Here is a 23,270-nt window from a genome sequence, read left to right as displayed (position 1 = left end):
TGCCGCTGTTCGAAGTCGCGGCCCATTCACCTGCTGCCGTGCTGGCCCAAAAGCTCGGCGTGCCCCTGCTCGAAGGCAGTGCGCGGGGAATCTTCCGGCTGGATGCCACCCACCCCCGCTGGGCGCACGTCGTGGTGCATGAACTGGTGGAAACGGCTGCCGAGCGTGGGTTCAACGGCGTGGTGCTCGCCGGGCTGGAGACCATCAGCCAGGACGCTGAACGCGCCGCAGTGCTGGGCGTGCTGCCGCTGCTGAAAGCTGCGTATCCTGACAAGCAAATCTTCCTCGAAGGCGGTTACTCCCTGCTGCACGAGGCCCGCCGCTACCTCGACGGCATCCTTTTCATCGAAGAAAAGGACGCCGACAAAGACGACCTCGCCCGCAACGAACGCAAGATCCACGAAGCCACCCGCCAGGGCGTGCAGCCATACGTCGTCGGCTTTGCCAAGCCCGGACACACGGCGGATGTGGCCCCACGTGCCAGCCGCATCCGCGAGCTGGGCGGTGTACCTTTCTTTACCACCCCAGAGCTGACTGGAGTGAACCTCGGCCCTTTGCAGGAAACCGTCCGCCGCGTCCTCGTGCTTCACTCCGGCGCCGCTCAGACGAGTTACACCGCCCGCGTGCTGCATGGCTCGCTCGAATGGTTGGGCTACCAGATCGTGTATCACGACGCCAGCCTGGAGGCCAGCGCCGCCTGGTTGCCCGAGCATGTCACCATCAACGCGGTGATCCTGGATCAGTCGCTCTGCCTGAATCTCGAGCGCCAGCACAGTCTGATCAGCCTGGTGACGGGTCTGAAATCCGAAAACGTGCCTCTTCTGATCACCGGCCAGCCTTGGGAAACCGCCGCGGATTGGAGCCAAGTGGCCACCGCTCTGGACCTGAAAGGCAGCGGCAAAAACATCGCCAAATCTGGAGAAGCCATCATCCATCAGGTCGAAAACGCGCTGCTGATGAATCGCGGCACCATCGCCCCTCGCACCACCGGCTTGCGCGAGGTGCGTGCGGCCTCGGAGAGCAGCCAGATCCTGCTCTCCGTGCGTGCTGACGGCACCGTGTGCGACCAGATTTTCCTAAGTTCCTGGGGTGGTTTCTGGCTGGACCCTCTGGCGGTGGAGGCCGGCCCCCAGCTCGATCCCCTGCCCTTCCTGGAGAGCTTCCTCGCCGCTCAGGCCGTCACCCCCGTCGTGGACACCACGAGCCTGGACGGCCAGCGCATGCTCATCACTCACATCGAGGCCGATGGCTTCGCCGAAACCACTGATCAGCCCGGCCTGCCCATCGCCGCCGAGGTCATGCTGGAAAAGGTCATCGACAAGTATTCCCTGCCCATGACCGTCGCCGTTTGCGAGGGCGATGTCCGAGGCTGGACCCCAGGGCGAGACCCACGCCAGGCCATGCGTCTTCAGGAAGCTGCGCGCGCCATCTTTGCCCTCCCCTCCGTGGAGGCCGCCTCCGGTGGCCTGAGCCGCCCGACCTCCTGGGACGGCCGCAAGCCCGTCGGCGGAACGCTCAATGCCTCGGCCAAAAACACCCCGCTCATTCTGGAGCGCGAGGTCGCAGGCTCACTCGCCTTTCTCCATCACCAGTTGCTCAACCCCGATCGTACCATGGGCCTCATGAGCTGGCCCCAGGACAGCTTTCCCAGCAAGGAAGCCGTGGCCTTCTCCCGTGACATGGGTGTGGAGAATCTCATCCTTCAAACCCAGACCACACTCGCTGGCCGCACTCCGGCCCTTTCCCCACGGAGCTGGGGTATCGGTGGCCAATTCTCCACCCTCATGACCCGCAGCCCCCTGGCTCAGGGCACTCCCGAAGTCGAAGCCTTCATCAACGAAGCTCACCGCACCGGACAGCACCGCTGGCTGAGCCCCGTGCAGCTCAGCCTCAGCTTCCACGATGCTGCCCGCGCCTCCACTCTGAAGCAGGTCGAGCGCCTGCTCGACTGGTGCGCCTCCCAGCCCCTCCAGGCCGTGACCGCCGGGCACTACGCCCGCATCATGCGGGATGCCGCCCGGACCCGCATCTTCCAGACCGGCCCCAGCCGCTGGATCATCGTCAATGAAGGCTTTGCCCGCACTCTCCGCCTCCCGGTGGCCGCCGGGGTGCCGGATCTCTCACTCTGCACCGGAGTATCCGGTTTCGTCCGCCAGGGAGACCAGCTTTACATCCACACCCTCGGCCTGCGCCGCACCGAGCTGGTCATGCGCACCGAGCCCGAAGCCGATTACCTCCGCCTGGCCTCCTCCAGCGCCAGCGTCCGCTACCTGGAAGCGGGCAGCCGCCGTGCCCTGCTGCAAGTCGCCCACACACGCCCCGTCGAGTTTGCCTTCGAAGGCATGAAGCCCGGCACCATGTGCCAGATGCTGGCGAACGGCCTGCCTGAATACCACATGGCCGACACCAAGGGCCGCATCGAATTCATCGTCCCCAGCCAGTCCACCGTCCAGCTCCGCATCCTGCCAGAGACACCCAAGGCCGCCATGCGCTGATCCCCGCAGCTCATGTTCAAATTCCTCCTCCTCGCCCTCCTTTACATCGCCCTCGCCGGAGCCTGGGCCTGGCGCTTCCGCCCCGCCCCCGTGGTGGAAGACCACCGCACACCGAAGATCGAGCGACTGACCCGCTATCTGGTGAAAGTCCCCCGCGAGACCGCCCAACCCATCCTGATGAGCATCGCCTTCCTCGCGGACGAACGGCTCGCGCTTGTGGATCAGTGGTTAAGCCTCGCTCCCATGAAGCAGCTCCGGGAAATCACCATTCAGGACAGCCCCATGCTCCGCGACGCCGGTTCCTTGCGCGACTCCCTGCTGCTCGGCTGGCTCGGTCAGGGCAGCAAAGGCACTTCCACCGCCGAAGCCCACCTCATGATCGCCGCCTCAGGCAACCGGTTCGATGACACCATGCGCCTCTACGCCTTCGAGACTCTCGCCGCACGTGCCCGCAGCCAGCGCGATCTCGAGACCGCCATGGACATCCTCGAACGCGCCATCGACACCCCCGGAGCCAAGTGGAACCTCACCCGCACCTACATCCAAATCGCCCGCGAAAGAAACCAACCCGCCGCCGCCCTCACGAGCATCAGTGAGTGGCTCAAAGCCCACGGCAAAGACACCCCCTCCGCCGATCTCGCCGAAGCCCACGAACTCCAGCTCCACTACCTCCTGCAGCTCCACCGCTCTGAAGAAGCCCTCTCCATCCAGCTCGACCGTCTCAGCCACACCCCGCCGGAAGACCCCGGCTTTCAAACCATCCTCAATCACGGCCTGATGAGTGCCCGCACCTGCGGTCAGCCCACCCAGATCCTGCCCTGGATCGAAAAGCTCCTCGCCACCTACCCCGAGCACAAACTCCCGCCCGCCCAGCTCCTCACCCGCGCCGAGATCGCCCCTGAGTATTCCCAGTGGCTGCGCGAATATGCCGCCCTCGCCGACGGTGCACTCCCCCAACAAAGCGCCCTTGAAGCCTGCCTCCGCCTCGCCGCCACAGGTGAACCCAGCGCCCTCGCCCGCATCTGTTTCCTGGCTGAAGAGTCCAAACGCAGCATCCAGGCCATCGACTTCCTCGGCAAAGCTCTCACCCATCCAGCCCTGAGCCCTACCCTGCACACCTTGGCCCAAAGCACCCCCCTCGCCCGACGCGTCATCACCGAATCTCTTCGCCTGGAGCCCAAAAACCGCGACCTCCACTTCTCCGCCACCCTCGCCGAAGCCGCCAGCAAACCCGCCTCCGCCGCCAGCCTCTGGCAGGCCTATCTCAAACGTTTCCCTGGTGACACCGCCGCTGCCCGTCGCCTCATCCAGTCCCACCTCGCCGCCCATCAGCCCGACCTCGCCCTCCGCGTCTTCGAAGACCTCGATCCCAAGCTCCTTACCGATGCCGACCGCCATCAGCGCGACCTGCTGAACCAGCTTTGAAGCTCTCCCCTTGTCTCAGGCCCAATTCCCGCTTGCCAGATCGGCAGACCCCACTACTCTCTGCCCCCCCTTCCGCCCGGCCTCCGGGCCAGCCCCCGTCCCCCTTATAGCCGATGAAAGCCGAACTTGTCGAACAAGCCGCCCAGATCATCAAAGATCCGCCCATCCTGATCAACATGGTCTCGAAGCGCGTCAAACAACTCGCCAGTGGCCGATCCCCGCTCGTCGAGCGCCGTCCAGGTCTCCGTGACGCTGACATCGCTCTGCTTGAGATCATCCACGGCAAGATCAAGATCCAGGACATCGCTGAGTAATAGCCAGTCTTCCCACACGGGCGGCCCCCTCAACCCCGCCGCCGTATGTCTGACGAAATCGCCACCAACCGAAAAGCGCTCCGGGATTATCAAATCCTCGAACGCTACGAAGCGGGCGTGGAACTCCGGGGAACCGAAGTCAAATCCATCCGCCAAGGCCGCCTGAACATCAGCGATGCCTTCGCCAGGGTCGAGCGTGGCCAAGTCTGGCTCTACAACCTCGATGTCCAGGCCTACGACAAGGCCAACGGCTTCACCCAGCATGAGCCACGCCGCACCCGCCGCCTCCTCCTGCATAAGCGCGAGATCCTGAAGCTCTTCGGCGAAACCCAGATCAAAGGCCTCACTCTCCCCGTCCTACGCGCCTACTGGAAGAACTCCCGGTTCAAAATCGAGATCGGCGTCGGCCGCGGTAAAACCAAAGGCGACCAGCGTGAAGCAGACAAAGAAAAAGCTGACAAACGCGAGGCCCAGCGAGTCGTCGCCCGCTTCAACGAGCGCGGTCGCAGTTGATCGGTCATTTTTTGCTCGCCCTCAGGCCATCGCACCGGCTAGAACCTAGCCATGATCGAGCTTGAAATCTACGCCCCCGGCCTCCGCGACGACACCGTCCTCATGCAGTTCCGTGATCAAATGGATCTCCTGCCGCACGTCCGCTACAAGGTCGATACCCACCACGACCTCGTCTATTTCGAGATCAACGAGCGCGGCAAAGTCACCCTCGAAGAACTCACCGAGACCTTCACCAACGTCGGCCTCGCCCCACGCATCGTCGGCCAGATACCCGAACTCTGAATGGGAAAAAACCCTCACGAAAGTGGGGCGACCAGCGGGCTGCAACCACTCCAAATCACCGCTTGAGTCAGCGGATGATCGACCTCCACGCATGAACCAGCTCCTTCAAGCTGTCTGCATTGCACTTGCCTCACAAGGCATCGCCCATGCACAGCTCACCCGCGCTCTGGACATCCGCACGCTGCCCTACGAGCGCAGTTTGGAAAAGCTACCCGTCGAGCTCACGGCCGTCGTCGGCTTCGTGGAGAGCGGTGGGACCGTTTTCGTGCAGGACGACACCGCAGGCACGCATCTGCACTTCAAACCGGCTCGCAACGACCTCCGCGTCGGCGACCGCGTGCAGGTGAAAGGCGTCACCATGGCCGGACTTTACCTGCCGGGTGTCGAGGTGACGGAGATCGACGTTTTGGGCCACGAATCGCCTCCGGCGGGCGTTTCGGCCAGCTTTGACGACCTCGCCACGGGGCGCTTTCATTATCAACGCGTCGTCGCCGAGGGCCTCGGGCGCACGTTGACACCGCTGGATGAAAATCGCTCGCTCCTGCGTCTCGCCATGGGCAGTCGAGTGATCGAGGTGCGGGTCGATGCGCCGCTGGAGGCCGCGCCTTCGCTCATTGATGCCCGACTGCGCATCACCGCCCTCGCCGCCGGTGGCATCAATGACCGCCGCCAGCTCGTCTTTCCCTACCTCCGCGTCACCGATTGGAGCGATGTCGCCCTCACGCAAAGCGCCGCCGCGCCCGACTCGCTGCCCGTCATCTCCGTCGCCGCGTTGCTGCGCTTTGGCGCGGCGGACGAGCCGCATCACCGCGCCCGCATTCGCGGCACCGTTTTGGCCGCGTTTGAGGATGGTCGCGTCTTCCTGCGGGATGTCACCCCGCCACCACCGCCGCGTGAGGTCAAAAAAGACGAGCCGCCGAAGCCGCCGCTCTCCCCGGCCATCGCCGTCCATCTCATCAGCAATCCACTGCTCCAACACTCCACAACTCCATCACTCCCGTCAGCCCCATCCCTGCGCTCCGGGGATCTGGCCGAGATCACCGGCTTTCCCGTCATGGCCGGCTTCAGCGCCTCGCTGGCCGATGCCCAGGTGCTCAGCAGCCAGCCCGCCGAGCCACCGATTGCCGCCGCCGTCACCTTGCGTGATTTTCAGGACGGCTCGCACGATGCCGATCTCGTCCAGCTCACCGCGCCCGCCGTCTTGAACGACTTCTTCCGCACCCGCGACGGCTACGAGCTGCGTCTCACCTCCGGCGGCACCTCCATCCGCGCCTTCCTTCTGCAAAACACCGCGCCCAGTCTCCAGCTCGGCTCCCTCTGCCAGCTCACCGGCATCTGCCTCGTCGAGTCCGCCACCACGGACAAAGGCTTCCGCTCCGAGCCCGACCGCGCCTCGCTCCTCCTGCGCTCCGTCGATGACATCCGCACGCTCAGCACCGCGCCCTTTTGGAATGCCCGCCGACTCGTCTTCGCCATCGCCCTGCTCGGCGGGCTTGTCCTGCTCACCCTCGTCTGGATCACCCTCCAGCGCCGACAGATCACCCGTTTGGAAAGCAAAATCGCCCACCAGGCCACGCTCGACGAGCGCCAGCGCATCGCCCGCGAGTTTCACGATACCCTGGAGCAGGAGCTCACCGGCCTCTCCCTCCGCCTCGATGCCGCCACCACGCGCCCCCTGGAGGAAAAAGCCCGCACCCTGCTCGAAACCAGCCGCAGCCTCGTCTCCCGCATCCAGAGCGAGGCACGCAACCTCGTCTCCAACCTCCGCGAAACCGGCCACGCCACCACCTTGACCGAGGCCCTCGAACTCCTCGCCACCCGCGCCCCCGAAGGCATCGCCATCACGCTCGATCTCCACCCCATCGGCCCCATCCCCCCGCACGTCACCCACCACCTCCGCATGATCGCCCAAGAGGCCATCACCAACGCCCTCAAACACGCCCACCCCACCCAGATCACCCTCCACCTCTCCACCACTCCATCACTCCTCACTCTCCGGGTCTCCGACAACGGCCAAGGCTTCGACCCCTCCGCCCAAACCCACGGCCAACCCGGCCACTTCGGCTGCATCGGCATCCGCGAACGAGCCAGGAAAGTCGGCGCCGAGGTGCGATGGGAAAGCGAGACGGGGAAAGGAACGGCGGTGTGTGTCGATCTGCCGCTGGGGAAATGACGAAGGCATTGGTAGACTTAAAGCGGGAGCAAGTGTCGCAATGGGAGTCGATATTGAAGCCACGAGCAACCTACGATGATACATCTGGCTTACAGTGGGGCAGCCACAGATTGCTCGTCCTTGGGACACATTCGATCATGGTATGGTTGCGGTAGTCGTAATGTCCCGGATGATTTCTGGGATGGTAACGGCAATAGCGGCAAAGAAAGCCTGTCGCTGGCTAGTTGGTAATGAACCGTAGAGACGCTGAAACTCCAGCATATGGCATGACAACTCATGTTGGGGGCCAGGATATGTTGCGGCAGCACTGGCTAGCCGATCTGCGGGAGTAGCTGCGATATAGTCAAGCATCTCTTGTAGAACTGGCCGAGTCTGTTTCCAAACTGATTGATAGAAAGGTAGAAGGCGAGCCTCTGCTTCCGATGTGCAGCGTCGCACAATCTTATCCGCCCCGGTCCGAAACTGATGTGAATCACTCATCCGAAAGGGGGTGACAGGATCCACTGGGCTAAGTCCAAGGTCTCCGTGGCAAGCTCTCGTGATCGAGTAGTTGTGGTCACAGCGTCCCCCTATGGTAAACGGGCTATACAGAGTCGGGCCAACGTGTCCAAGATGCTCCGAGAGGCAAAAGCAATGGTAGTATCTGCCCCGCATGCACAACACGCTGTGTATCGCATATAGGCCGTCTCCAATCTCCCGAATGTATTCGTGTCGTATCCCCTTCGCATGACGACTCCATTTGTAATCGGGGTGGATTGTAGCCAGATGCGACTCTAGCAGAGCAACAAACTCTCTTGTGGCTTCTTTAGTTTGGGCGAGGCGCATCGAATTTGGGGCGAACGTTGTTTACTGGGGAATAACGGTATTGAGATGCGGGAGCGAGGCGAAGTTTCCCGACGGAAAGGCATTTGAATCCATGCGCCGATGGAAACGGAAAAGCCGCCTGAGATCAAGCCTTGGCTGCGGCGGGTCGTCGAGGCAGCGGGCGCGTTGGGTGCGATGCCGCCCCTTTTGAGGGCCACCGAATGAAGACCCCCGAAGGGCTTTGAATCTCAACCTTCTGCTGCCCCCATGCTGTTGCCGTTTGCCGCCTGATTTGCGGTCATGGGAGTTCGTCGCTTGGGTCTGGTGCCACGTTGGGAATCCGCGCCATGATGCGATCAAACTCCGCAAAGTCAGCCCTTGCAGCACGTTCACGAAGATAATCCATGGTGGCAAATGAGGAGAGTTTTTCTGCCGCCGCACAGACGAGAAACTGGTTCAATGAATAGCCATCCTTGGCCGTCAGTTCTTCGATGCCGTCGCGGAGTGAGTCGGGAATGTCGATGGAGAGCGTAGCCATAAATCAGGGTCGGATAAGTTTTAGCGCTTCGGCTGGCGTGACCGCTCGTATGCCAAGCGATTCACAACCACTAAAGTGGCGAAGATTGTTTGTGATGATGTAGGGCGTGCCAGCCGCAAGAGCCACCTCCAAAACCATGTCATCTCCAGGATCAATGAGGTAAGGACGCCATGAGAAATAGACCTTTTGCTGGACAGCCAAGGCACATAGGACATCGACGACGACCCCAACGCTCCGCGCATCAAGCGCAGGCACCACCCCTGGTCGGGTGGCAACATCCTCATACTCCAGAGCCAAGGCGACCGACAAAGCGATCTTGATGCGCTTGGCTCGGATGGCTTGGAGCACGGCATAGCTTGCTCCCGCGCTGGAGCGCAAGGCAGATATGAGAGTGCTGGTGTCAAAAACTGCATACATCTGGCGAGGACCATCAACGAAACTGGCAAGCCCACAACGAAATTGTTCGCTCCCGTGCTGGTGGACAACATCGTCAGATAAGGTCACTTGGCGTAATTCAAATGGAAGCGAAAAAGCCGCGTGAGATCAAGCCTTGGCTGCGGCGGGTCTTCGAGGCGGCGGGTGCGTTGGGTGCGATGCTGACTCTATTTATGGCAACAGAATAGGGGCAGCAGAATGGCTTTGAATCTCAACATTCTGCTGCCCCCATTCTGTTGCCATGATCTCCCCGTTTGCAGGGATGACCGAATCGAACCGTGAGAAGACAGAATCATGGCTGACAAAATCATGATTTTACCCTCCATGATTTTGTCTGATCCAGTGAAGTGAGGCGGAGCGGCACTTCGGAGGCGAACAGATGAGTCAGAAATATGCAGGAGAGCCGAGTGAAACGAGACAGACAGCCAAAGGCTGCCCGAAGGGAAGTGAAGCGTATCAATGGGGGCAAGAGAATGATTTTGATTCTGGCCCCATTCTTTTGCCTTTTGAGATCACGCCTTTTCCAGACGACCTTCCCAAAACAGAAGCGCCTCAGGATTTAAGAACCTTGGCTGCGGCGGGTCGTCGAGGCGGCGTGCCTCACGTCAGAGGATTGGGGTGGGCGTCCAATCAGCGCTACTGCAAGAGGAAGGCAGCGACGAGCTGCTTGGCTTCATCGGCATAGACGAAGCTGCCGCTGACTTGGAGGCCGTGATTGCCGCCGATGAGCTTGTAGTGGACGAATTGGCCGCTGCGGTAGGTGTATTTCACGAAGGGGGCCGAGTAACCGTTCGTGCCGGTGCCGGGAATGCCGGCGGCATCGGCTAGCTGCGGACCGGTTTCACCCATGGCCTGGGCGAAGCGATAGATGCTCTCCTGAGCGGAGATGAAGGTGCCGATGGCGCTGGTGCCGCCGGTGTAGGGGATGAGGGGATCCGCCGTGCCGTTGAGGCTGATGATGCGGCGACGTTTGGCGGGCATGATGATCTGGTCGTAGGCATTGCTGCCGGTGGCATTGAACCAGAAGGCACCGTCGTGATACATCTTGGCGAGCATTTGGGAAACCTGGCAGCCTGCATTCTGAAAGGCGGCACCGTCGAGCTCAATGAGCAGGCGATTCGTCATGCCGGAGCCGTTGGAGATGCCGAAGATGGAGATTTTGCCCGCATCGACATTGTCATAGGTTTTCAGCAAAGCGATGAGATCGCGGATGAAGGCGACATCGGGTGCCAGGGAGGCTTCGCCATCGACATTCCAACTCGTGAGATAGCCATCCGGTGCCACGCGGATGGCGGTGCTGACATGCGGATTGAGCGCGGCGATGGTGCCAGCACCCGTCCCGCCATTGCCATGAAGCAGGATGATGACGGGGTGCGGCCCGGCACCTGCGGGCACTTGGACGGCGGCGGTGCGGGCGTAGCCGCTCGGCTGCTGCGCCCACGTTTGCGTGATGCTGAGCGTGGTGTTGGCGAGGTTTCCATTCGGCGTGAGCACCGTCTTGGCGCGGTGAAATTGCCTCGGCACGCTCGGGGCCTGGGTGAACTCGTCCGTGAAGGTGATGGAGCCGCCAGTGCCGGAGAGAGTGGCCATCGGCGTCCACGAAAGCAGATCGGTGGAGCTTTGGATCTCGTAGCTTTCCCCCGCGACGCTATCGAAGGTGAAAAACGGTTGGCCGCTGCCATTGAGGCCCGAATGAGTGATCTTCGCCGCCGCATTGGCGCTGCCACCAGTGCCGCCGCCGCCCGTGACGGTGAGGAGCAATTGATTGAGAATGAACCGCGAATCCAAGGCAGGCGCGGTGGTGGGCCCCGTGGCGGTGATTTTCACGCTGGTGAGATTCGGCACGGAGATGGCAAAGGACGTGGCCGTGAACGAGCCGCTGCTGACGGAGGTGGTGCCGTCGTAGATGGCATATTGCTTGGTCGTGGTGCCGCTCCCCGAACGAGCGCCGATGCCCGAAATCCGCAGCGACTGCCCGGCGGTGAGGCCGGTGACATTGCTCAGGGTGAAAACGAGCGACTGATCATCCTCGGCGATGAGATTGTTGAGGTTGTCCATTTCCAGATTGTTGGCACCACCCACCACACCGATGCCGTCGTTGTGACTTGCCACCGTCAGCACAGGCGTGGCGACACTCGTGGCTGTAATGGTGAGATCAAAGCTGATGCCCGCGCTCAGTCCGGTGATATTCGGATTGGCCGAACTCAACCCCGTGACGGAGCCAGAGATTTTGCCGGTGCCGAGACTGACCGTCGTCTGGGCTTGGAGCATGCTGGTGAGCAGGAGGAGTGAGAAAGCGAAGACTCTTGTCATGAATGGGTGATCGCGTGAAACAACGCTCATGGCCAGAGGTCGCGGACGAATGGAAAATCATTGTCTTATCAGCGGTTAAAATCAGGAGGAAGCGCGGCCAAAACCAAAATGACGAGATCCGAATTCCCGCATGTCGAATGCTCCAAGACGAAGGTGCGCGGTGTTTGGATTTTCCCAGGCAACGAACTCATCGTCAGCCCTGCCCTCATTCATGTTGGGTTGTTTCTTTATTTGATCTGGTAGCTCAGAATCCAAAAGTAGTCGGTTAGCAGAACCTCTGCCGTTGAAGCGGAGTCTGAGACCGCACTTAACAACTCACTTTCCGAAGGGAAATTCTTGAGGACTTCGTGGACACTGCCATCCGCCAAACGGCGTTGCTGAAACGAATCTCCATCTTCATTGGTCCGGGTAATGGGGGTGCTGCTTCCTTCAACGAAGCGATTATCGATGAACATCACCTTGGAGCCTCGTTGAAGCTTCTTGTGAAGTTCTTCGAGGAAGCCTGCGAGCCTGCTTCGCGGAATATGCGACCACCAAAATCCAGAGAAAGCCGCTGAGAACTGGCGCTTAAACGATGGCAGCGCATAAGCGTCGGCTTGGCAAAACTCGATGTTACAGGCTCCCCAGTCTTTGCCGCGTGCAATCTCCAACACCTCTGAACTGAGATCGCATGCCAAGACCGATCTTGCCCCCGCTGCGAAGGCTTCCGTCCAATAGGCAGTGCCACACGCAACTTCCAACACGTCGAGACCGCAAAATGCCGCACCCACGATTCCACGTATTCGCCGAAGATCTTCCTGACGTTCTGCCTTGGCATAGATCTGCTCATACTCGCTGGCCCTTCTTCCGTAGTAGCTGATCATGTCAGTAGGAAAGGTTTGTGAATCCATGCACCGATCGGAGCGGAAAAGCCGCCTGAGATCAAGCCTTGGCTGCGGCGGGTCGCCGAGGCGGCGGGCTCTGCGGGTTTTCTGAATCTGTGGGAAATCATAGGAGTCGCTCGACGAAGTGCCTACCGTGACTCGATGGTGCGAACGCCCTTCGTCATTCGGTTTTACTCATTCGACATTCCCCCATGATCACCCTCCTCCTCATCGACGATCACTTCGTCGTCCGCAGCGGCCTCGTGGCTTCGTTGGAGCTTGAGGACGATCTCCAGGTCGTCGGGGAATCGGATCGCGGGGAGGACGCTTCGAGGCTGTTTGCCGAAACGAAGCCCGATGTCGTGCTCATGGACCTCCAGCTCCCCGGCCTCAGCGGCATCGACGCCACCGCCGCGCTGCTGCGGGAGCATCCCCGCGCCCGCGTGCTCATTTTTTCCACCTTCGCCCGCGATGACGAGATCCACGCCGCCCTGAAGGCCGGTGCCCTCGGCTACCTGCAAAAATCCTCTTCCCGCGACGCCCTGCTCGCCGCCATCCGCACCGTCGCCAAAGGCGAGCGCTCCCTGCCCGCCGACATCGAAAAGCGCCTCCAAGACCGCCTTTCCGAGCCCGAGATCACCCCCCGCGAGCGCGAGATCCTCACCCTCGTCACCCGAGGCAACGCCAACAAAGAAATCGCCGCCACCCTCGGTATCTCCGAGGACACCGTGAAGCAGCACGTCAGCCGCATCCTCATGAAACTGAAGGTCAACGACCGCGCCCAAGCCACGGCGGAGGCCATTCGACGCGGCTTGGTGCAGGTGTAGAACGAGTTTCCCAACTCGTTTTACGTCGCCCCTCACGAAAGTGGGGGGCCAGGAATGCTGAAAGACGGGGCAAACAGCCGTTGGTAGGAACATGACGCGCTCCGTCCTTTTCAGCACCCTCTTTCTCACATCCGCCGCCTTCGCCCAAAACGACAGCAACGCGGGCAACGATGTTTCCGACAAGGCCACGCTCAAGCCAGTGATGCAGTGGCGTTTTGATGACCAAAAAGAACCCGGTCCGCGTGCGCCGACTTATCCCGGCTTTGCCAAGGAAAACACGGCCAGCCGTTTCGTCGGTGAAGGCAAAAAGGCACTCAAGATCGCGGACAGCGAGGAATTGCGCTTCGGTCTGAACGAAACGATCACGCTCGAAGCTTGGGTGAAGGCTCCTGGAGCCAGCGGCACGCCTTACATCATCGGGAAGGGACGACTCGGCACCAAGGAGTTTGGCCAAAACAATCAAAACTACGCGCTGCGCCTGCAAACAGGCAAAGGCGGGGCGCAGATCGGCTTCTTATTCCACAGCGCCAATGTTCCCGACAAAAAGGGTGACTGGCATCGATGGTGGTCGAAGGACACCATGCCGCTGCAAGGCTGGCACCACATCGCGGTGACGTACACCTTTGGACAACCGAAAAGCATCAAAGGCTTCATCGACGGCCAGCCCACCGACGGCACCTGGGACATGGGTGGCGCGACGGATCGCGGCCCTGTGACCGATGGCGACGCAGTCATGATCGGCAGTGGCTCCACCTTGGCCTCTTCGCATTCATTGAACGGCTGGCTGGATGAAGTGGCGATCTATCGCGGCCCCATCGACACCGAAGCGCTGAAGGCGAAGTATCAATTCGTCCCGCCTCCACCGCCGATCGCGAAAAAAGAAGTGCCCGCAGGCCGAGTGCTCGTGCAACTGGCCGAGGATGGCATGCCCGACTCGAATGCTTGGCCCAGCGAGCCGCCAAAGGTCGGCGAGACCTACACCGAGGACGTTTTTGGCTTCTTCGACGTGCCGCAGAAGTACGTGGAGACCGGTGTGCGCGGTGAGCGCCATGTGCCCTTCCTTTTGCGTGCCGCCGCAAGCGTGACCTTTCCTAAAGGCAAGCATCGCCTGCTGCTGCGCGCACGTGGTGCCACGAATCTCTACATCGACGGGAAAACGACCCTCACCACGTCCTTTCCGCCCGCTGACAGCGACGGCCATCATCTCGTGGCTGACCAAAAAGATTACCTCGACCTCGGCCCCGACTTCCGCTTCGTGCCGCCGGGCAATCGCGAATCCTGGTGTGAGTTCGAAGGCACGGGCAAGCCGCAATTCTTCGTGCTGGAGACCATCGTGGGCAGCTATGTCGGCAAAAGCATTCGCCGCCCTGAGCTTGGCGAAACCGTCGTTGCTTGGTCAAAGCAAGGCACGGAGACCTGGGAACTCGTGACACCAAGCAAACGCGGGGTGACCTACAACGACGCTGGCTGGGCCGAGTATGAGAAGGAACGCACCACGCACTACGATGTGGTGAATGCCAAGAAGCGCGCCGAACTGCGCGCCAAGTCCGATCCGTATTGGACGCAGCGGCGCGAGGCCGCGAAAGCTTGGTTGGCGAAGGTGGAACCCGTGAAGGTGCCCGAACTGCCGAAAAACTTCCCCGCCAGCAATGAGATCGACCATTTCATCGCCGCCCGCATCGACGGCGTGAAGGCGCAGGACTCGCACAAAGGCAGCATCGACTATTTCAAAGATGTGATGCCCATCCTTGAGGCGAAATGCAACGAATGTCATCGCGGCGCGAAGGCCAAAGGTGGGCTGCATCTCGATTCGCTGGCTGATGCACTCAAAGGCGGTAAATCCGACGGCGCGGCCGTTCAACCCGGCAAGCCTGATCACAGTTCCATCATCGCCCGCATCACCTCCGACGATGAAGACGAAGTCATGCCGCCCAAGGGCAAGCCTTTAACCAAAGACGAGGTCGCCGTGCTGACGAAGTGGATCAAAGAAGGTGCGCACTGGCCCGACATCCGCGCTGATCATCTCACGCTCACGCCTTTGACCGACGATCTGAGCTTCTTGCGCCGCGTCACCATCGATACCATTGGCGTCGTGCCGACGCTCGAAGAAATCGCAGCCTTTCAAAAGAACCCCGGCCGCAAGGCCGCCATCGACCGCCTCCTCAATGACCCACGCTGGGCGGACAACTGGATGGGCTACTGGCAGGACGTGCTCGCCGAAAATCCGAATATCCTCAATCCTACGCTCAACAACACTGGCCCCTTCCGTTGGTGGCTTTACGAATCGCTGAAGGACAACAAACCGATGGATTTCTTCGTCACCGAACTCCTGCGCATGAAGGGCAGCGAGCGTCTCGGCGGACCTGCCGGATTTGGCACCGCATCACAGAACGACGTGCCGATGGCCGCGAAAGGAACCATCGTCAGCACCGCCTTCCTTGGCGTGGAAATGAAGTGCGCCCGCTGCCACGACTCGCCCACCGGCAAATCGCTGCAACAAGACCTCTTTGAACTCGCCGCCATGCTCGGCACGAAGGAAATCGAAGTACCGAAGACCAGCAGCGTGCCGATGGACAAGATCCACGCCGGTGGCCGCAAGCCATTGATTCAAGTCACACTCATGCCCGGCACCAAGGTGCAGCCGAAGTGGCCCTTCGCCGAGTTCTGCGATGAGGCGACCGGCAAGCTCGCCGAAGATCCGCAGGACACTCGCGATGTGCTCGCCGCCATGATCACCGCACCGCAGAACGAACGCTTCGCTCAAGTCACCGCCAATCGCATCTGGTCGCGCTTCATGGGCCGTGGCATCGTGGAACCGGTCGAAGACTGGGAAAAGGGCAAGCCCACGCACCCAGAGCTCATCAAGTGGCTTGGCCGTGAGTTCGTGCGCGGCGGTTACGACGTGAAAAATCTCACCCGCCTCATCTTGAACAGCCACGCCTATCAACGTGCCACCGATCCCGAGTTGAAGCTCACCAGCCCGCTTTACACCAGCCCAGCCCCGCGTCGTCTCCAGGCTGAGCAGATCGTGGATTCGCTGTTTGCTGCCACAGGCAAGCCATTCAAAACTGAAGAAGTCTGCCTCGACATCGACAACACCCGCGACCTCAAAAACGCCATTCACATGGGCAAACCGCATCGCAGTTGGATGCTCACCAGCACCAGCAACGAACGCGACCGCCCCAGCCTCGCCCTGCCAAGAATTCAGGCCGTCACCGACGTGCTCAGCGCCTTCGGTTGGCGCGGCGCACGGCAGGATCCCATCAGCAAACGCGATGCCGATCCAAACGTCCTGCAGCCCGCCATCCTCAGCAACGGCACCCTCGGCGTCTGGCTCACACGCATGAGTGATGATCACGGTGTCACCGACATCGCCTTGAAAGCTCAGTCCGTGGATGAACTCATCGACACCCTGTTCTTGAAGCTCCTCACCCGCAAACCCACCGCCCAGGAACGCGAACTCTACACCCAGCACCTCAGCGCCGGCTTCGACACCCGTCATTCCACCCCCCAGGCTCCAAGCTCCAAGCCCACACGCACTCGCGAAAAGTATGTGAGTTGGTCCAATCATCTCGACGGCGAAGCCACCACCGTCCGCATGGCCCAAGAAGCCGCCGCCCGCCAAGGCGAACCACCCACTGAAAAACTCGACGCCTATTGGCGCACCCGCATGGAAGACGTGCTCTGGGCCATGCTGAACGCGCCGGAGTGGGCTTTCAGCCCGTAGCTGCCATTGCTTGAAACTTTGAACCTGAAACTTGATACTCCCTCTTCATGAAACGCCGTTCCTTTCTCTCCTCCGCCGCCGCCTTCAGTGCCGCGCCTCTTTTCGCGAACAACACACCCGTCCACACACCGAAGGGCAAGGCTGAGCATTGCATCTTCATCTGGCTCGGCGGCGGCATGGGGCAGATCGACACCTTTGACCCGAAGAAGCTCGGCGACAATCTGGGCAAGCCGCAGACGGCGGGTTCGCTCTACAAGTCCATCGATACCACCGTCAAAGGCGTGCAGGTGACCGAGCACCTCAGCAAGACCGCGAAGGTGATGGAACACGTCACCGTGATGCGCACGGTAAATCACCACGTCATCGACGAGCACGCCTTCGCCACAAACATCGTCCACACGGGCCGCATGATCTCTGGCAACGTGGTGTATCCGAGCATCGGCTCCATCATCGCCAACCAGCGCGGCGCAGCCAGCCCTGATGTACCGGCTTATATTCTCATCGGCTATCCGAACGTGAGCCGCGGCCCGGGCTTCCTCGGCGCGAAGAGCGGCTATGTTTATCTCACGGACACGAACACCGGCCCTGCGGGCTTCACCCGGCCTGAATATGTCGATGAAAAGCGTGCGGAGATCCGCCACCAGCTTCTGAAGCCGCTGATGGCACGCACCTCGAAAGGTTCCGCTGCTGCTGACTACGAGATGGCGCAGCAGGAAGCTCTCCGCCTCGCGGGACCGAAGTTCATGCGCCACTTCAATCTCAAGGAGGAGCCCGACACGTTGCGCAACGACTACGGCGGCGAGTTCGGTCAGCGCTGCCTGCTTTCACGTCGCCTCGTGCAGGCTGGCGTGCGCTTCATCGAAGTGTCACACAATCTCAACTTCATGAACGGCACGGGCTGGGACATCCACAACGAAGGTTACAAGAACCAGCACCTGCTCATTCAGGAACTCGACACTGCCCTCTCCGCCCTGATCCGCGATTTGAAGGACAAGAAGCTCCTCGACAAGACGCTGATCGTCGTCGGCACCGAATTTGGTCGTCCGCCAGAGTTCGATGGTCGCGGCGGACGTGGTCATCAGGGCACTGCTTTCTCGATGGTGCTCGCCGGTGGTGGCTTGAACCACTGCGGCGCGTATGGCGTCACCGATGAACTCGCCAAGAAACCGGTCGAGAACCCCGTGCCCCTCGTCGATTTCCACGCCACGATTCACGCCGCGATGGGCATTGATCCAAGCAAGGAACTCATGGATGGCACACGCCCTGTGCCGATCACCGACGGTGGCAAGGCTGTAGCGGCTTTGTTTGGCTGATCACCACTCCAACCACACGCGTTTCTGGCGAAAGTCGAAGGTGACGCGGTAGTCTTTGAGATAGAAGGAGCCCACACGCGGGATGCCGGGGGAGATGTCCACCTCGGCTTGTTTGTGGCTTTCCCCGAGCAGCGTAATCTCGGGCAACGTTACGGTGCGGAGGCGTGCTTTGTCAGAACTGACCATGCCGCCAACTGCCACTAGGATGAGTCCTTCAACGATCTTTCCCTGATCCTGCACTCCGAGTTTTTTAGCGATGGCCTCGTCGATCTCGATGCCATTGAAGGAACCGGTGTCGATGATGCAGGACCACTTCACGCCCTTGGCTTTGAGGTCAATGAAGGGCACGTCGTGCTTGATACGAAAAGGCGCGGACGACGAGCGTGCGTGCGCTGGCTTGAAGCGCTCCTTGAAGGCCAGCGTGGCCTCGCGCTTCGGATAGTCGAGCGTAAGATAGGAGCAGTAACGGGCGAGCAGATCGAACCCAAGGATATTGGAGGGATAGCTGACGCCCTCGCCATGGCTCTCGTGGGTGCGGACAAAGCAGGGATACGTCGGCACGGTCCAAGTGGCGATGCGGAAAGGCGAAACGAGGCCGACAAGCCCCGCCTCATTTCCCACGACTCCGATCATCATCGCCTGAGCCTCGCTGGCTTTGATGGTGGGGATGCGGAGTTCCGTCGCGGTGCTGGCACCGAGAACCATGCGTGCAGCACCCGTGTCGAGCAGCATGGAGAGCGGCTGATCTTCCGGGCCGGCGGCTTTGATGACAGGCGTGTTTGATTGAAGACTGAAGGGAATGGTGATCCTGCGCTCAGGCAAGGAGTGTCGGATATCGCCATCAGCTCCCTTCAATCGACGAGCGAACTCATCACGCGAGATAGCGCGCGACTGAAGCTTTCGCATCGTGCCTGCGCTGACCGGGCCGTGACCGCCGATGCTCCCGCAACCAGCGGTGAGCAGCACGGCCACGAGGAGGCCAATGAAAGCGGGCAAGCGACGCATGTCAGATCAAACGTATCTCCTCAGCCGATCCGCCACGTCCTTCTCCAGACGACGCACATAACCGAGAGTGTATTCCTCCACATCGAGCTGATCGTCCTCGACGAGCGGTGTGAGATCGAGGGCGAAGGACAGCAGGCTGGTTTTGTCCGTCGTGTGGGAGTCGAAGTAGGTCGCGTTGGCATGACGCAGACCTTCTTCGGCGAGGTCGTAGCGCTTGCCGCCGCTGATCTGGCTGTCGAAGACGCCGAGCAAGGGGCGCAGCATGTGGGGGTGCTTGTCCACCCAGAGCATGATTTTGTCCTCGCTGATGGGCCAGTCGAGTTTGCGCCAGACTTCGCAGCCATAGACTTTCTTGGGCCGCATCTCCGGCGGCAGTGCGCGCAGTGCCTCCAGACAGCGGAGGAATGTGGCCACGTGGGTGTCGTGACGGTCGCAGGGATTGTGCAGGTAAACGATCTGCGGCTGTGCGTGCTCCAGGATGAATTTGATGTCCTCGACGACAGGGCCGTTGCGCTGGGTCTTCACTTCCTCACTCGGATAGCCGAGCTGGGCCATGAAGCTGTATTCACCCACATAGGCGGCTTTGCGCTGCTCGATGAGGCGCACCTTCTGCATCTCGTCGTCGGTGTACTTTTCATACGGACCTTTGCGCGGGCTGCCGGAGCCATCGGTGACGACCACGCCCCCGAACCACTTGTCGCCGCTTTTGAAGCACTCGGTGATGCCGTGATAGGCGGCGATCTCCAGATCGTCCTGGTGGGAGACAATGCCCAGATGGGTCACACGGCGGAGCGCGGTCCAGGTGTCGGTGTTGTCCGGAATGAAAACGTCGTTTTTAGGGTGGCGGAAGGTCACGGCGAGCCATTAAGCGCACGAGTGCGCCGCCCGCAAGATGCGATGCCACGGCATTTTTCCATGCAACCGGGCGATGCGGGATGAGTTGAAGCGGTCCATGACTGCCGCTAGCATCGCCGGTCTCCTGCCCACTTACGTCATGCCGGACCCGGAATGGCCCTCCCCCGTCGCACCCACCGTCTCCGCTGACACGGAAGATGTGTCGTGCGATGCAGAGAACGTCCGCCTCATGCTCCTCGTGAAAGAGGGCGATGTGAAGGCCTTCGAGAAGCTCGTGGAACTGCATCAGGGCATCATGGTGGGCACGGCGGCACGAATGCTGGGGAATGTGGATGACGCGCACGACATCGCCCAGCAGGTCTTTTTGCGCGTTTGGAAGAGCGCCCCGCGCTACGAACCGACGGCGAAATTCACCACCTGGCTCTTCACCATCATGCGGAACCTCGTCTTCAATGAGACCCGCCGTCGCAGCCGACGCAAGGAGGTGGCCCTGGAGACGGACAACGATCACGACGACGGCCCGCAGCGCCAATACGCCGACCACACCGCGCCCGCGCCGGATCACCTCACCCAGCAGGACGAGCTGGAGAAAGCGCTGGAGAAAGCCATCGCCGCCCTGCCGGAGAAGCAGCGTCTGGCCGTGGTGCTGCGCCGTCACGAAGAGATGCCATATGAGCAGATCTGCGAGATTTTAAAGATGAGCCTGCCAGCGGTGAAGAGCCTGCTTTTCCGAGCGAGGACAGAGCTGAGGAAGTATCTGGCTGCTTACCTCGGTGAAGATCCGGCCGAGTAGCGCAGATCATGCTGCGCTTGCCTCGGAAGCCAAAAAATTGGCGACCCCTACGAGAATCGAACTCGTGTCGCATCCGTGAAAGGGATGTGTCCTAACCGCTAGACGAAGGGGTCACTGCTCGGAGTTGAGCGGGCGCTGAGATTGCCGCTTGAAGGAGATTCTGCAAGGGAAAAGATGGCTTTCTTGCTCGGCCTGCTATTCTCCGCGCCATGTCCCCCGCCCGCCTCATCTGCCTTTCGCTCCTGATCGCCCTCCCCGCCCTGCCTTCAAAGGCCGAAGAACCTGCCAAACCAGCGCCTGCAGCCAAGGAGGAAAAAGACAACAAGGAGAAGAAAGACGAGGCCAAGCCCGACAAGAAAACGGAGACCGAGCACAGCCTCACTCTCGGCGGCCAGAAGATCGACTACACCGCCACGGCAGGCACGCTGGCACTCAAAGATGCCGAAGGCAAAACCACGGCGGACATCTTCTTCATCGCCTACACCAAGAAGGGCGTCACCGATGCCGCCACCCGGCCCCTGACGTTTTCCTTCAATGGTGGTCCCGGCTCCTCCTCCGTCTGGATGCACATGGGCCTGCTCGGACCGAAGCGCGTGAAACTGCGCGACGACGGCTTCGCTGTGCCGCCGCCTTACGCGCTCGTCGAAAACGAATTCAGCCTGCTGGATGAGACCGACCTCGTCTTCATCGACCCCGTGGGCACCGGTTACAGCCGCGCCACGAAGCCCGAGGATGCCAAGAACTTCTTCGGCGTGAATGAAGACGCCAAGAGCATCGGCGAATTTATCCGCCTTTATGTCAGCAAGCATTCGCGCTGGCCTTCGCCGAAATTCCTCATCGGCGAAAGCTACGGCACCACCCGCGCTGCCGCGCTCAGTGGTGAACTCATCCGCGCTCATCGTCTCAATTTGAATGGCATCATGCTCGTCTCCACCGTGCTGAACTTCCAAACCATCTGGGGCGCTGAAGGCAATGACCTGCCGCACATGCTCTTCCTGCCCAGCTTCACCGCCACCGCCTGGTATCACAAAAAGCTCTCTGCTGACCTGCTCAAGAAGCCACTCGCCGAAGTCCTTGCCGAGGCAGAAACCTTCGCTGCCGGGGAATACAACCGTGCTCTCCTGCTCGGTGCCGGATTGCCCGCAGCGGATCGCGCCAAAGTCGTGAAGCAAATGGCCCGTCTCACCGGCCTCTCGGAAGCCTTTGTCGATGGCTCAAACCTCCGCGTCCCGCTCCATCGCTTCAATGCCGAGCTGCTGCGTGACAAGCGCCTCGTCACTGGTCGCTTCGACAGCCGCTACACGAACTACGTCCGCGATCCTTTGAGCGAGAGCGCCGAGACAGATCCCAGCGCCGATGCCGTCTTCAGTGCCTTCGCCTCCACCTTCAATCACTACGTCCGCAACGACCTGAAGTTCGAGGATGACCGTCCCTACAACATCCTCGCCAGCGTCGGAAAGTGGAACTGGGATGCTGACAACCAGTTCGCCGATGTCTCCGAGATCCTCGCCGAAAGCATGACCGCGAATCCTTTCCTCAAAGTCCACGTCTCGAACGGTTTCTACGACATGGCCACCCCCTACTTCGCCAGCCGCTACACCTTCAACCACCTCCGCGTGCATCCCGATCTGCTGAAAAACATCACCCAGGATGACTACGCCTCCGGTCACATGATGTATCTGAACCTGCCTGACCTGAAGAAACAGAAAGCCGACCTCGCCAAGTTCATCCGCGCCGCCAGCGCGCAGTGATCCACGCCGCTCTTGCCACCACGCCATCCCTTTTCATCCTCCGCACCCCGCCATGAAAGCCCTCGTCCTCACCGCCGCCTCCGAGTTTAATTACGACACCAGTTTCCCCGACCCCGTGCCCGCCGCTGGTGAGGTGCTCGTGCAGATCAAAGCCTGCGGCATCTGCGGCAGTGACATCCACGGCATGGACGGCCGCAGCGGACGCCGCCAGCCGCCCATCGTCATGGGACATGAGGCAGCGGGAGAAATCATCGCGCTGGGTGAAGGCGTGACCGACTGGAAGCTCGGTGACCGCGTCACCTTCGACTCCACCGAATACTGCGGCGAGTGCGACGAATGCCAGTCCGGCTACGTGAACCTCTGCCCGAAAAGAAAAGTGCTCGGCGTCTCTCCCGGCGAGTATCGCCGCCACGGCTGCTTTGCCGAAAAGATTGTGCTGCCAGAGCGCATCCTTTATCTCATTCCTCAGTCGCTCGCGTTTGAAAAAGCCGCCTTTGCTGAGCCTGTGTCCATTGCCCTGCACGCGGTGAATCTCGCCGATGGCATCGAAGTCGGTGAAGCCTTCACCGAGCCTGCGGAAGAAGCGGAAAAGACCGAATCCTGCGGCCACGGCTGCGAATGCCATGGCGAAGAAGCCCCCGGCGGCACCGCGGTCGTCGTCGGTGCCGGTTTGATTGGCCTGCTCGTCGTCCAGGCGCTGAAAGCACGCGGTTGGGATCGTGTCATCGCCGTCGATCTCGATGAAAAGCGTCTCGAACTCGCGAAGAAGCTCGGCGCCTCCGATGCCTTCCATGCCAAACAAGAAGGCCTCGCCGCCCACCTCCGCGAGATCTGCGGTGGCGAT

The 23,270-nt window shown here is 61.0% G+C and carries 18 protein-coding genes and 1 tRNA gene; 12 read left to right on the top strand and 7 right to left on the bottom strand.

The features are described from left to right. From AC6FTP_RS17725 to AC6FTP_RS17700, 6 genes are all read left to right on the top strand, one after another. The coding region (locus tag AC6FTP_RS17725) for a hypothetical protein (protein WP_497208244.1) at window positions 1-2,495 on the top strand (2,495 nt) is incomplete at its 5' end. A gap of 12 nt (window positions 2,496-2,507) precedes the next feature. Continuing rightward, a complete protein-coding gene (locus tag AC6FTP_RS17720; protein ID WP_497208243.1) occupies window positions 2,508-3,920 on the top strand; it encodes a hypothetical protein in 1,413 nt (470 codons plus the stop codon). 113 nt (window positions 3,921-4,033) lie between these two features. Continuing rightward, window positions 4,034-4,234 (top strand): DNA-directed RNA polymerase subunit omega, encoded by a 201-nt coding sequence (locus tag AC6FTP_RS17715; protein ID WP_497208242.1) that lies wholly within the window; start codon window positions 4,034-4,036, stop codon window positions 4,232-4,234. Between the two features lie 45 nt (window positions 4,235-4,279). After that, the gene (smpB, locus tag AC6FTP_RS17710) at window positions 4,280-4,747 is read left to right on the top strand and encodes an SsrA-binding protein SmpB (RefSeq protein WP_497208241.1); all 468 of its coding nucleotides are present in this window, start codon (window positions 4,280-4,282) and stop codon (window positions 4,745-4,747) included. 51 nt (window positions 4,748-4,798) lie between these two features. Beyond that, complete coding sequence (locus tag AC6FTP_RS17705; protein ID WP_497208240.1) at window positions 4,799-5,029, top strand: hypothetical protein; 231 nt, start codon at window positions 4,799-4,801, stop codon at window positions 5,027-5,029. A gap of 91 nt (window positions 5,030-5,120) precedes the next feature. Continuing rightward, window positions 5,121-7,202: a sensor histidine kinase gene (locus AC6FTP_RS17700; RefSeq protein ID WP_497208239.1), complete on the top strand. Its 2,082-nt coding sequence runs from the start codon at window positions 5,121-5,123 to the stop codon at window positions 7,200-7,202. Window positions 7,203-8,304: 1,102 nt separating this feature from the next. Here the strand turns inward: AC6FTP_RS17700 and AC6FTP_RS17695 are convergent. From AC6FTP_RS17695 to AC6FTP_RS17680, 4 genes are all read right to left on the bottom strand, one after another. Further along, window positions 8,305-8,544 carry a toxin-antitoxin system HicB family antitoxin gene (locus tag AC6FTP_RS17695; protein WP_497208238.1) on the bottom strand — a complete coding sequence of 80 codons (240 nt, stop codon included), beginning with the start codon at window positions 8,542-8,544 and terminating at the stop codon, window positions 8,305-8,307. Between the two features lie 3 nt (window positions 8,545-8,547). Next, entirely contained in the window at window positions 8,548-9,048 is a 501-nt protein-coding gene (locus tag AC6FTP_RS17690) for a PIN domain-containing protein (RefSeq protein ID WP_497208237.1), read from the bottom strand. A gap of 567 nt (window positions 9,049-9,615) precedes the next feature. Then, on the bottom strand, window positions 9,616-11,292 hold the full coding sequence (locus AC6FTP_RS17685) for an alpha/beta hydrolase family protein (RefSeq protein ID WP_497208236.1): 1,677 nt from the start codon (window positions 11,290-11,292) through the stop codon (window positions 9,616-9,618). Between the two features lie 227 nt (window positions 11,293-11,519). Further along, window positions 11,520-12,155: a class I SAM-dependent methyltransferase gene (locus tag AC6FTP_RS17680; protein WP_497208235.1), complete on the bottom strand. Its 636-nt coding sequence runs from the start codon at window positions 12,153-12,155 to the stop codon at window positions 11,520-11,522. Window positions 12,156-12,367: 212 nt separating this feature from the next. Between AC6FTP_RS17680 and AC6FTP_RS17675 the strand changes: the two genes are divergently transcribed. The 3 genes from AC6FTP_RS17675 (at window position 12,368) to AC6FTP_RS17665 (ending at window position 18,022) form a co-directional block, all read left to right on the top strand. After that, a complete protein-coding gene (locus tag AC6FTP_RS17675) occupies window positions 12,368-12,982 on the top strand; it encodes a response regulator (RefSeq protein WP_497208234.1) in 615 nt (204 codons plus the stop codon). A gap of 91 nt (window positions 12,983-13,073) precedes the next feature. Continuing rightward, on the top strand, window positions 13,074-16,709 hold the full coding sequence (locus AC6FTP_RS17670; protein WP_497208233.1) for a DUF1553 domain-containing protein: 3,636 nt from the start codon (window positions 13,074-13,076) through the stop codon (window positions 16,707-16,709). Between the two features lie 47 nt (window positions 16,710-16,756). Beyond that, complete coding sequence (locus AC6FTP_RS17665) at window positions 16,757-18,022, top strand: DUF1501 domain-containing protein (protein WP_497208232.1); 1,266 nt, start codon at window positions 16,757-16,759, stop codon at window positions 18,020-18,022. On the opposite strand, the gene AC6FTP_RS17660 is transcribed toward AC6FTP_RS17665, so the two are convergent. Both AC6FTP_RS17660 and AC6FTP_RS17655 read right to left on the bottom strand, forming a co-directional pair. Further along, window positions 18,023-19,027: a retropepsin-like aspartic protease gene (locus tag AC6FTP_RS17660; protein WP_497208231.1), complete on the bottom strand. Its 1,005-nt coding sequence runs from the start codon at window positions 19,025-19,027 to the stop codon at window positions 18,023-18,025. A 6-nt stretch (window positions 19,028-19,033) separates the two neighbouring features. Then, window positions 19,034-19,882 carry a PIG-L deacetylase family protein gene (locus AC6FTP_RS17655; protein ID WP_497208230.1) on the bottom strand — a complete coding sequence of 283 codons (849 nt, stop codon included), beginning with the start codon at window positions 19,880-19,882 and terminating at the stop codon, window positions 19,034-19,036. Window positions 19,883-19,979: 97 nt separating this feature from the next. Between AC6FTP_RS17655 and AC6FTP_RS17650 the strand changes: the two genes are divergently transcribed. Next, window positions 19,980-20,675, top strand: coding sequence for an RNA polymerase sigma factor (locus AC6FTP_RS17650; protein ID WP_497208229.1), 696 nt, complete (start codon window positions 19,980-19,982; stop codon window positions 20,673-20,675). Window positions 20,676-20,713: 38 nt separating this feature from the next. On the opposite strand, the gene AC6FTP_RS17645 is transcribed toward AC6FTP_RS17650, so the two are convergent. Further along, a tRNA-Glu gene (locus tag AC6FTP_RS17645) sits at window positions 20,714-20,788 on the bottom strand. A gap of 96 nt (window positions 20,789-20,884) precedes the next feature. On the opposite strand from AC6FTP_RS17645, the gene AC6FTP_RS17640 reads away from it, so the two are divergent. Continuing rightward, complete coding sequence (locus tag AC6FTP_RS17640) at window positions 20,885-22,426, top strand: S10 family peptidase (RefSeq protein ID WP_497208228.1); 1,542 nt, start codon at window positions 20,885-20,887, stop codon at window positions 22,424-22,426. A gap of 52 nt (window positions 22,427-22,478) precedes the next feature. Beyond that, window positions 22,479-23,270 (top strand): alcohol dehydrogenase catalytic domain-containing protein (locus AC6FTP_RS17635; protein WP_497208227.1); only part of this gene is annotated, 792 nt, incomplete at its 3' end.

The sequence above is a fragment of the Prosthecobacter sp. genome (assembly GCF_044378005.1).
Lineage (GTDB): Bacteria > Verrucomicrobiota > Verrucomicrobiia > Verrucomicrobiales > Verrucomicrobiaceae > Prosthecobacter.
This window is presented reverse-complemented; position numbering and strand designations above follow the sequence as displayed.

Coding starts and splice junctions, on each gene's coding strand:
- AC6FTP_RS17720 (WP_497208243.1), top strand. CDS start 2,508: ATGTTCAAATTCCTCCTCCTCGCCCTCCTTTACATCGCCCTCGCCGGA.
- AC6FTP_RS17715 (WP_497208242.1), top strand. CDS start 4,034: ATGAAAGCCGAACTTGTCGAACAAGCCGCCCAGATCATCAAAGATCCG.
- smpB (WP_497208241.1), top strand. CDS start 4,280: ATGTCTGACGAAATCGCCACCAACCGAAAAGCGCTCCGGGATTATCAA.
- AC6FTP_RS17705 (WP_497208240.1), top strand. CDS start 4,799: ATGATCGAGCTTGAAATCTACGCCCCCGGCCTCCGCGACGACACCGTC.
- AC6FTP_RS17700 (WP_497208239.1), top strand. CDS start 5,121: ATGAACCAGCTCCTTCAAGCTGTCTGCATTGCACTTGCCTCACAAGGC.
- AC6FTP_RS17695 (WP_497208238.1), bottom strand. CDS start 8,544: ATGGCTACGCTCTCCATCGACATTCCCGACTCACTCCGCGACGGCATC.
- AC6FTP_RS17685 (WP_497208236.1), bottom strand. CDS start 11,292: ATGACAAGAGTCTTCGCTTTCTCACTCCTCCTGCTCACCAGCATGCTC.
- AC6FTP_RS17680 (WP_497208235.1), bottom strand. CDS start 12,155: ATGATCAGCTACTACGGAAGAAGGGCCAGCGAGTATGAGCAGATCTAT.
- AC6FTP_RS17675 (WP_497208234.1), top strand. CDS start 12,368: ATGATCACCCTCCTCCTCATCGACGATCACTTCGTCGTCCGCAGCGGC.
- AC6FTP_RS17670 (WP_497208233.1), top strand. CDS start 13,074: ATGACGCGCTCCGTCCTTTTCAGCACCCTCTTTCTCACATCCGCCGCC.
- AC6FTP_RS17665 (WP_497208232.1), top strand. CDS start 16,757: ATGAAACGCCGTTCCTTTCTCTCCTCCGCCGCCGCCTTCAGTGCCGCG.
- AC6FTP_RS17660 (WP_497208231.1), bottom strand. CDS start 19,027: ATGCGTCGCTTGCCCGCTTTCATTGGCCTCCTCGTGGCCGTGCTGCTC.
- AC6FTP_RS17650 (WP_497208229.1), top strand. CDS start 19,980: ATGACTGCCGCTAGCATCGCCGGTCTCCTGCCCACTTACGTCATGCCG.
- AC6FTP_RS17640 (WP_497208228.1), top strand. CDS start 20,885: ATGTCCCCCGCCCGCCTCATCTGCCTTTCGCTCCTGATCGCCCTCCCC.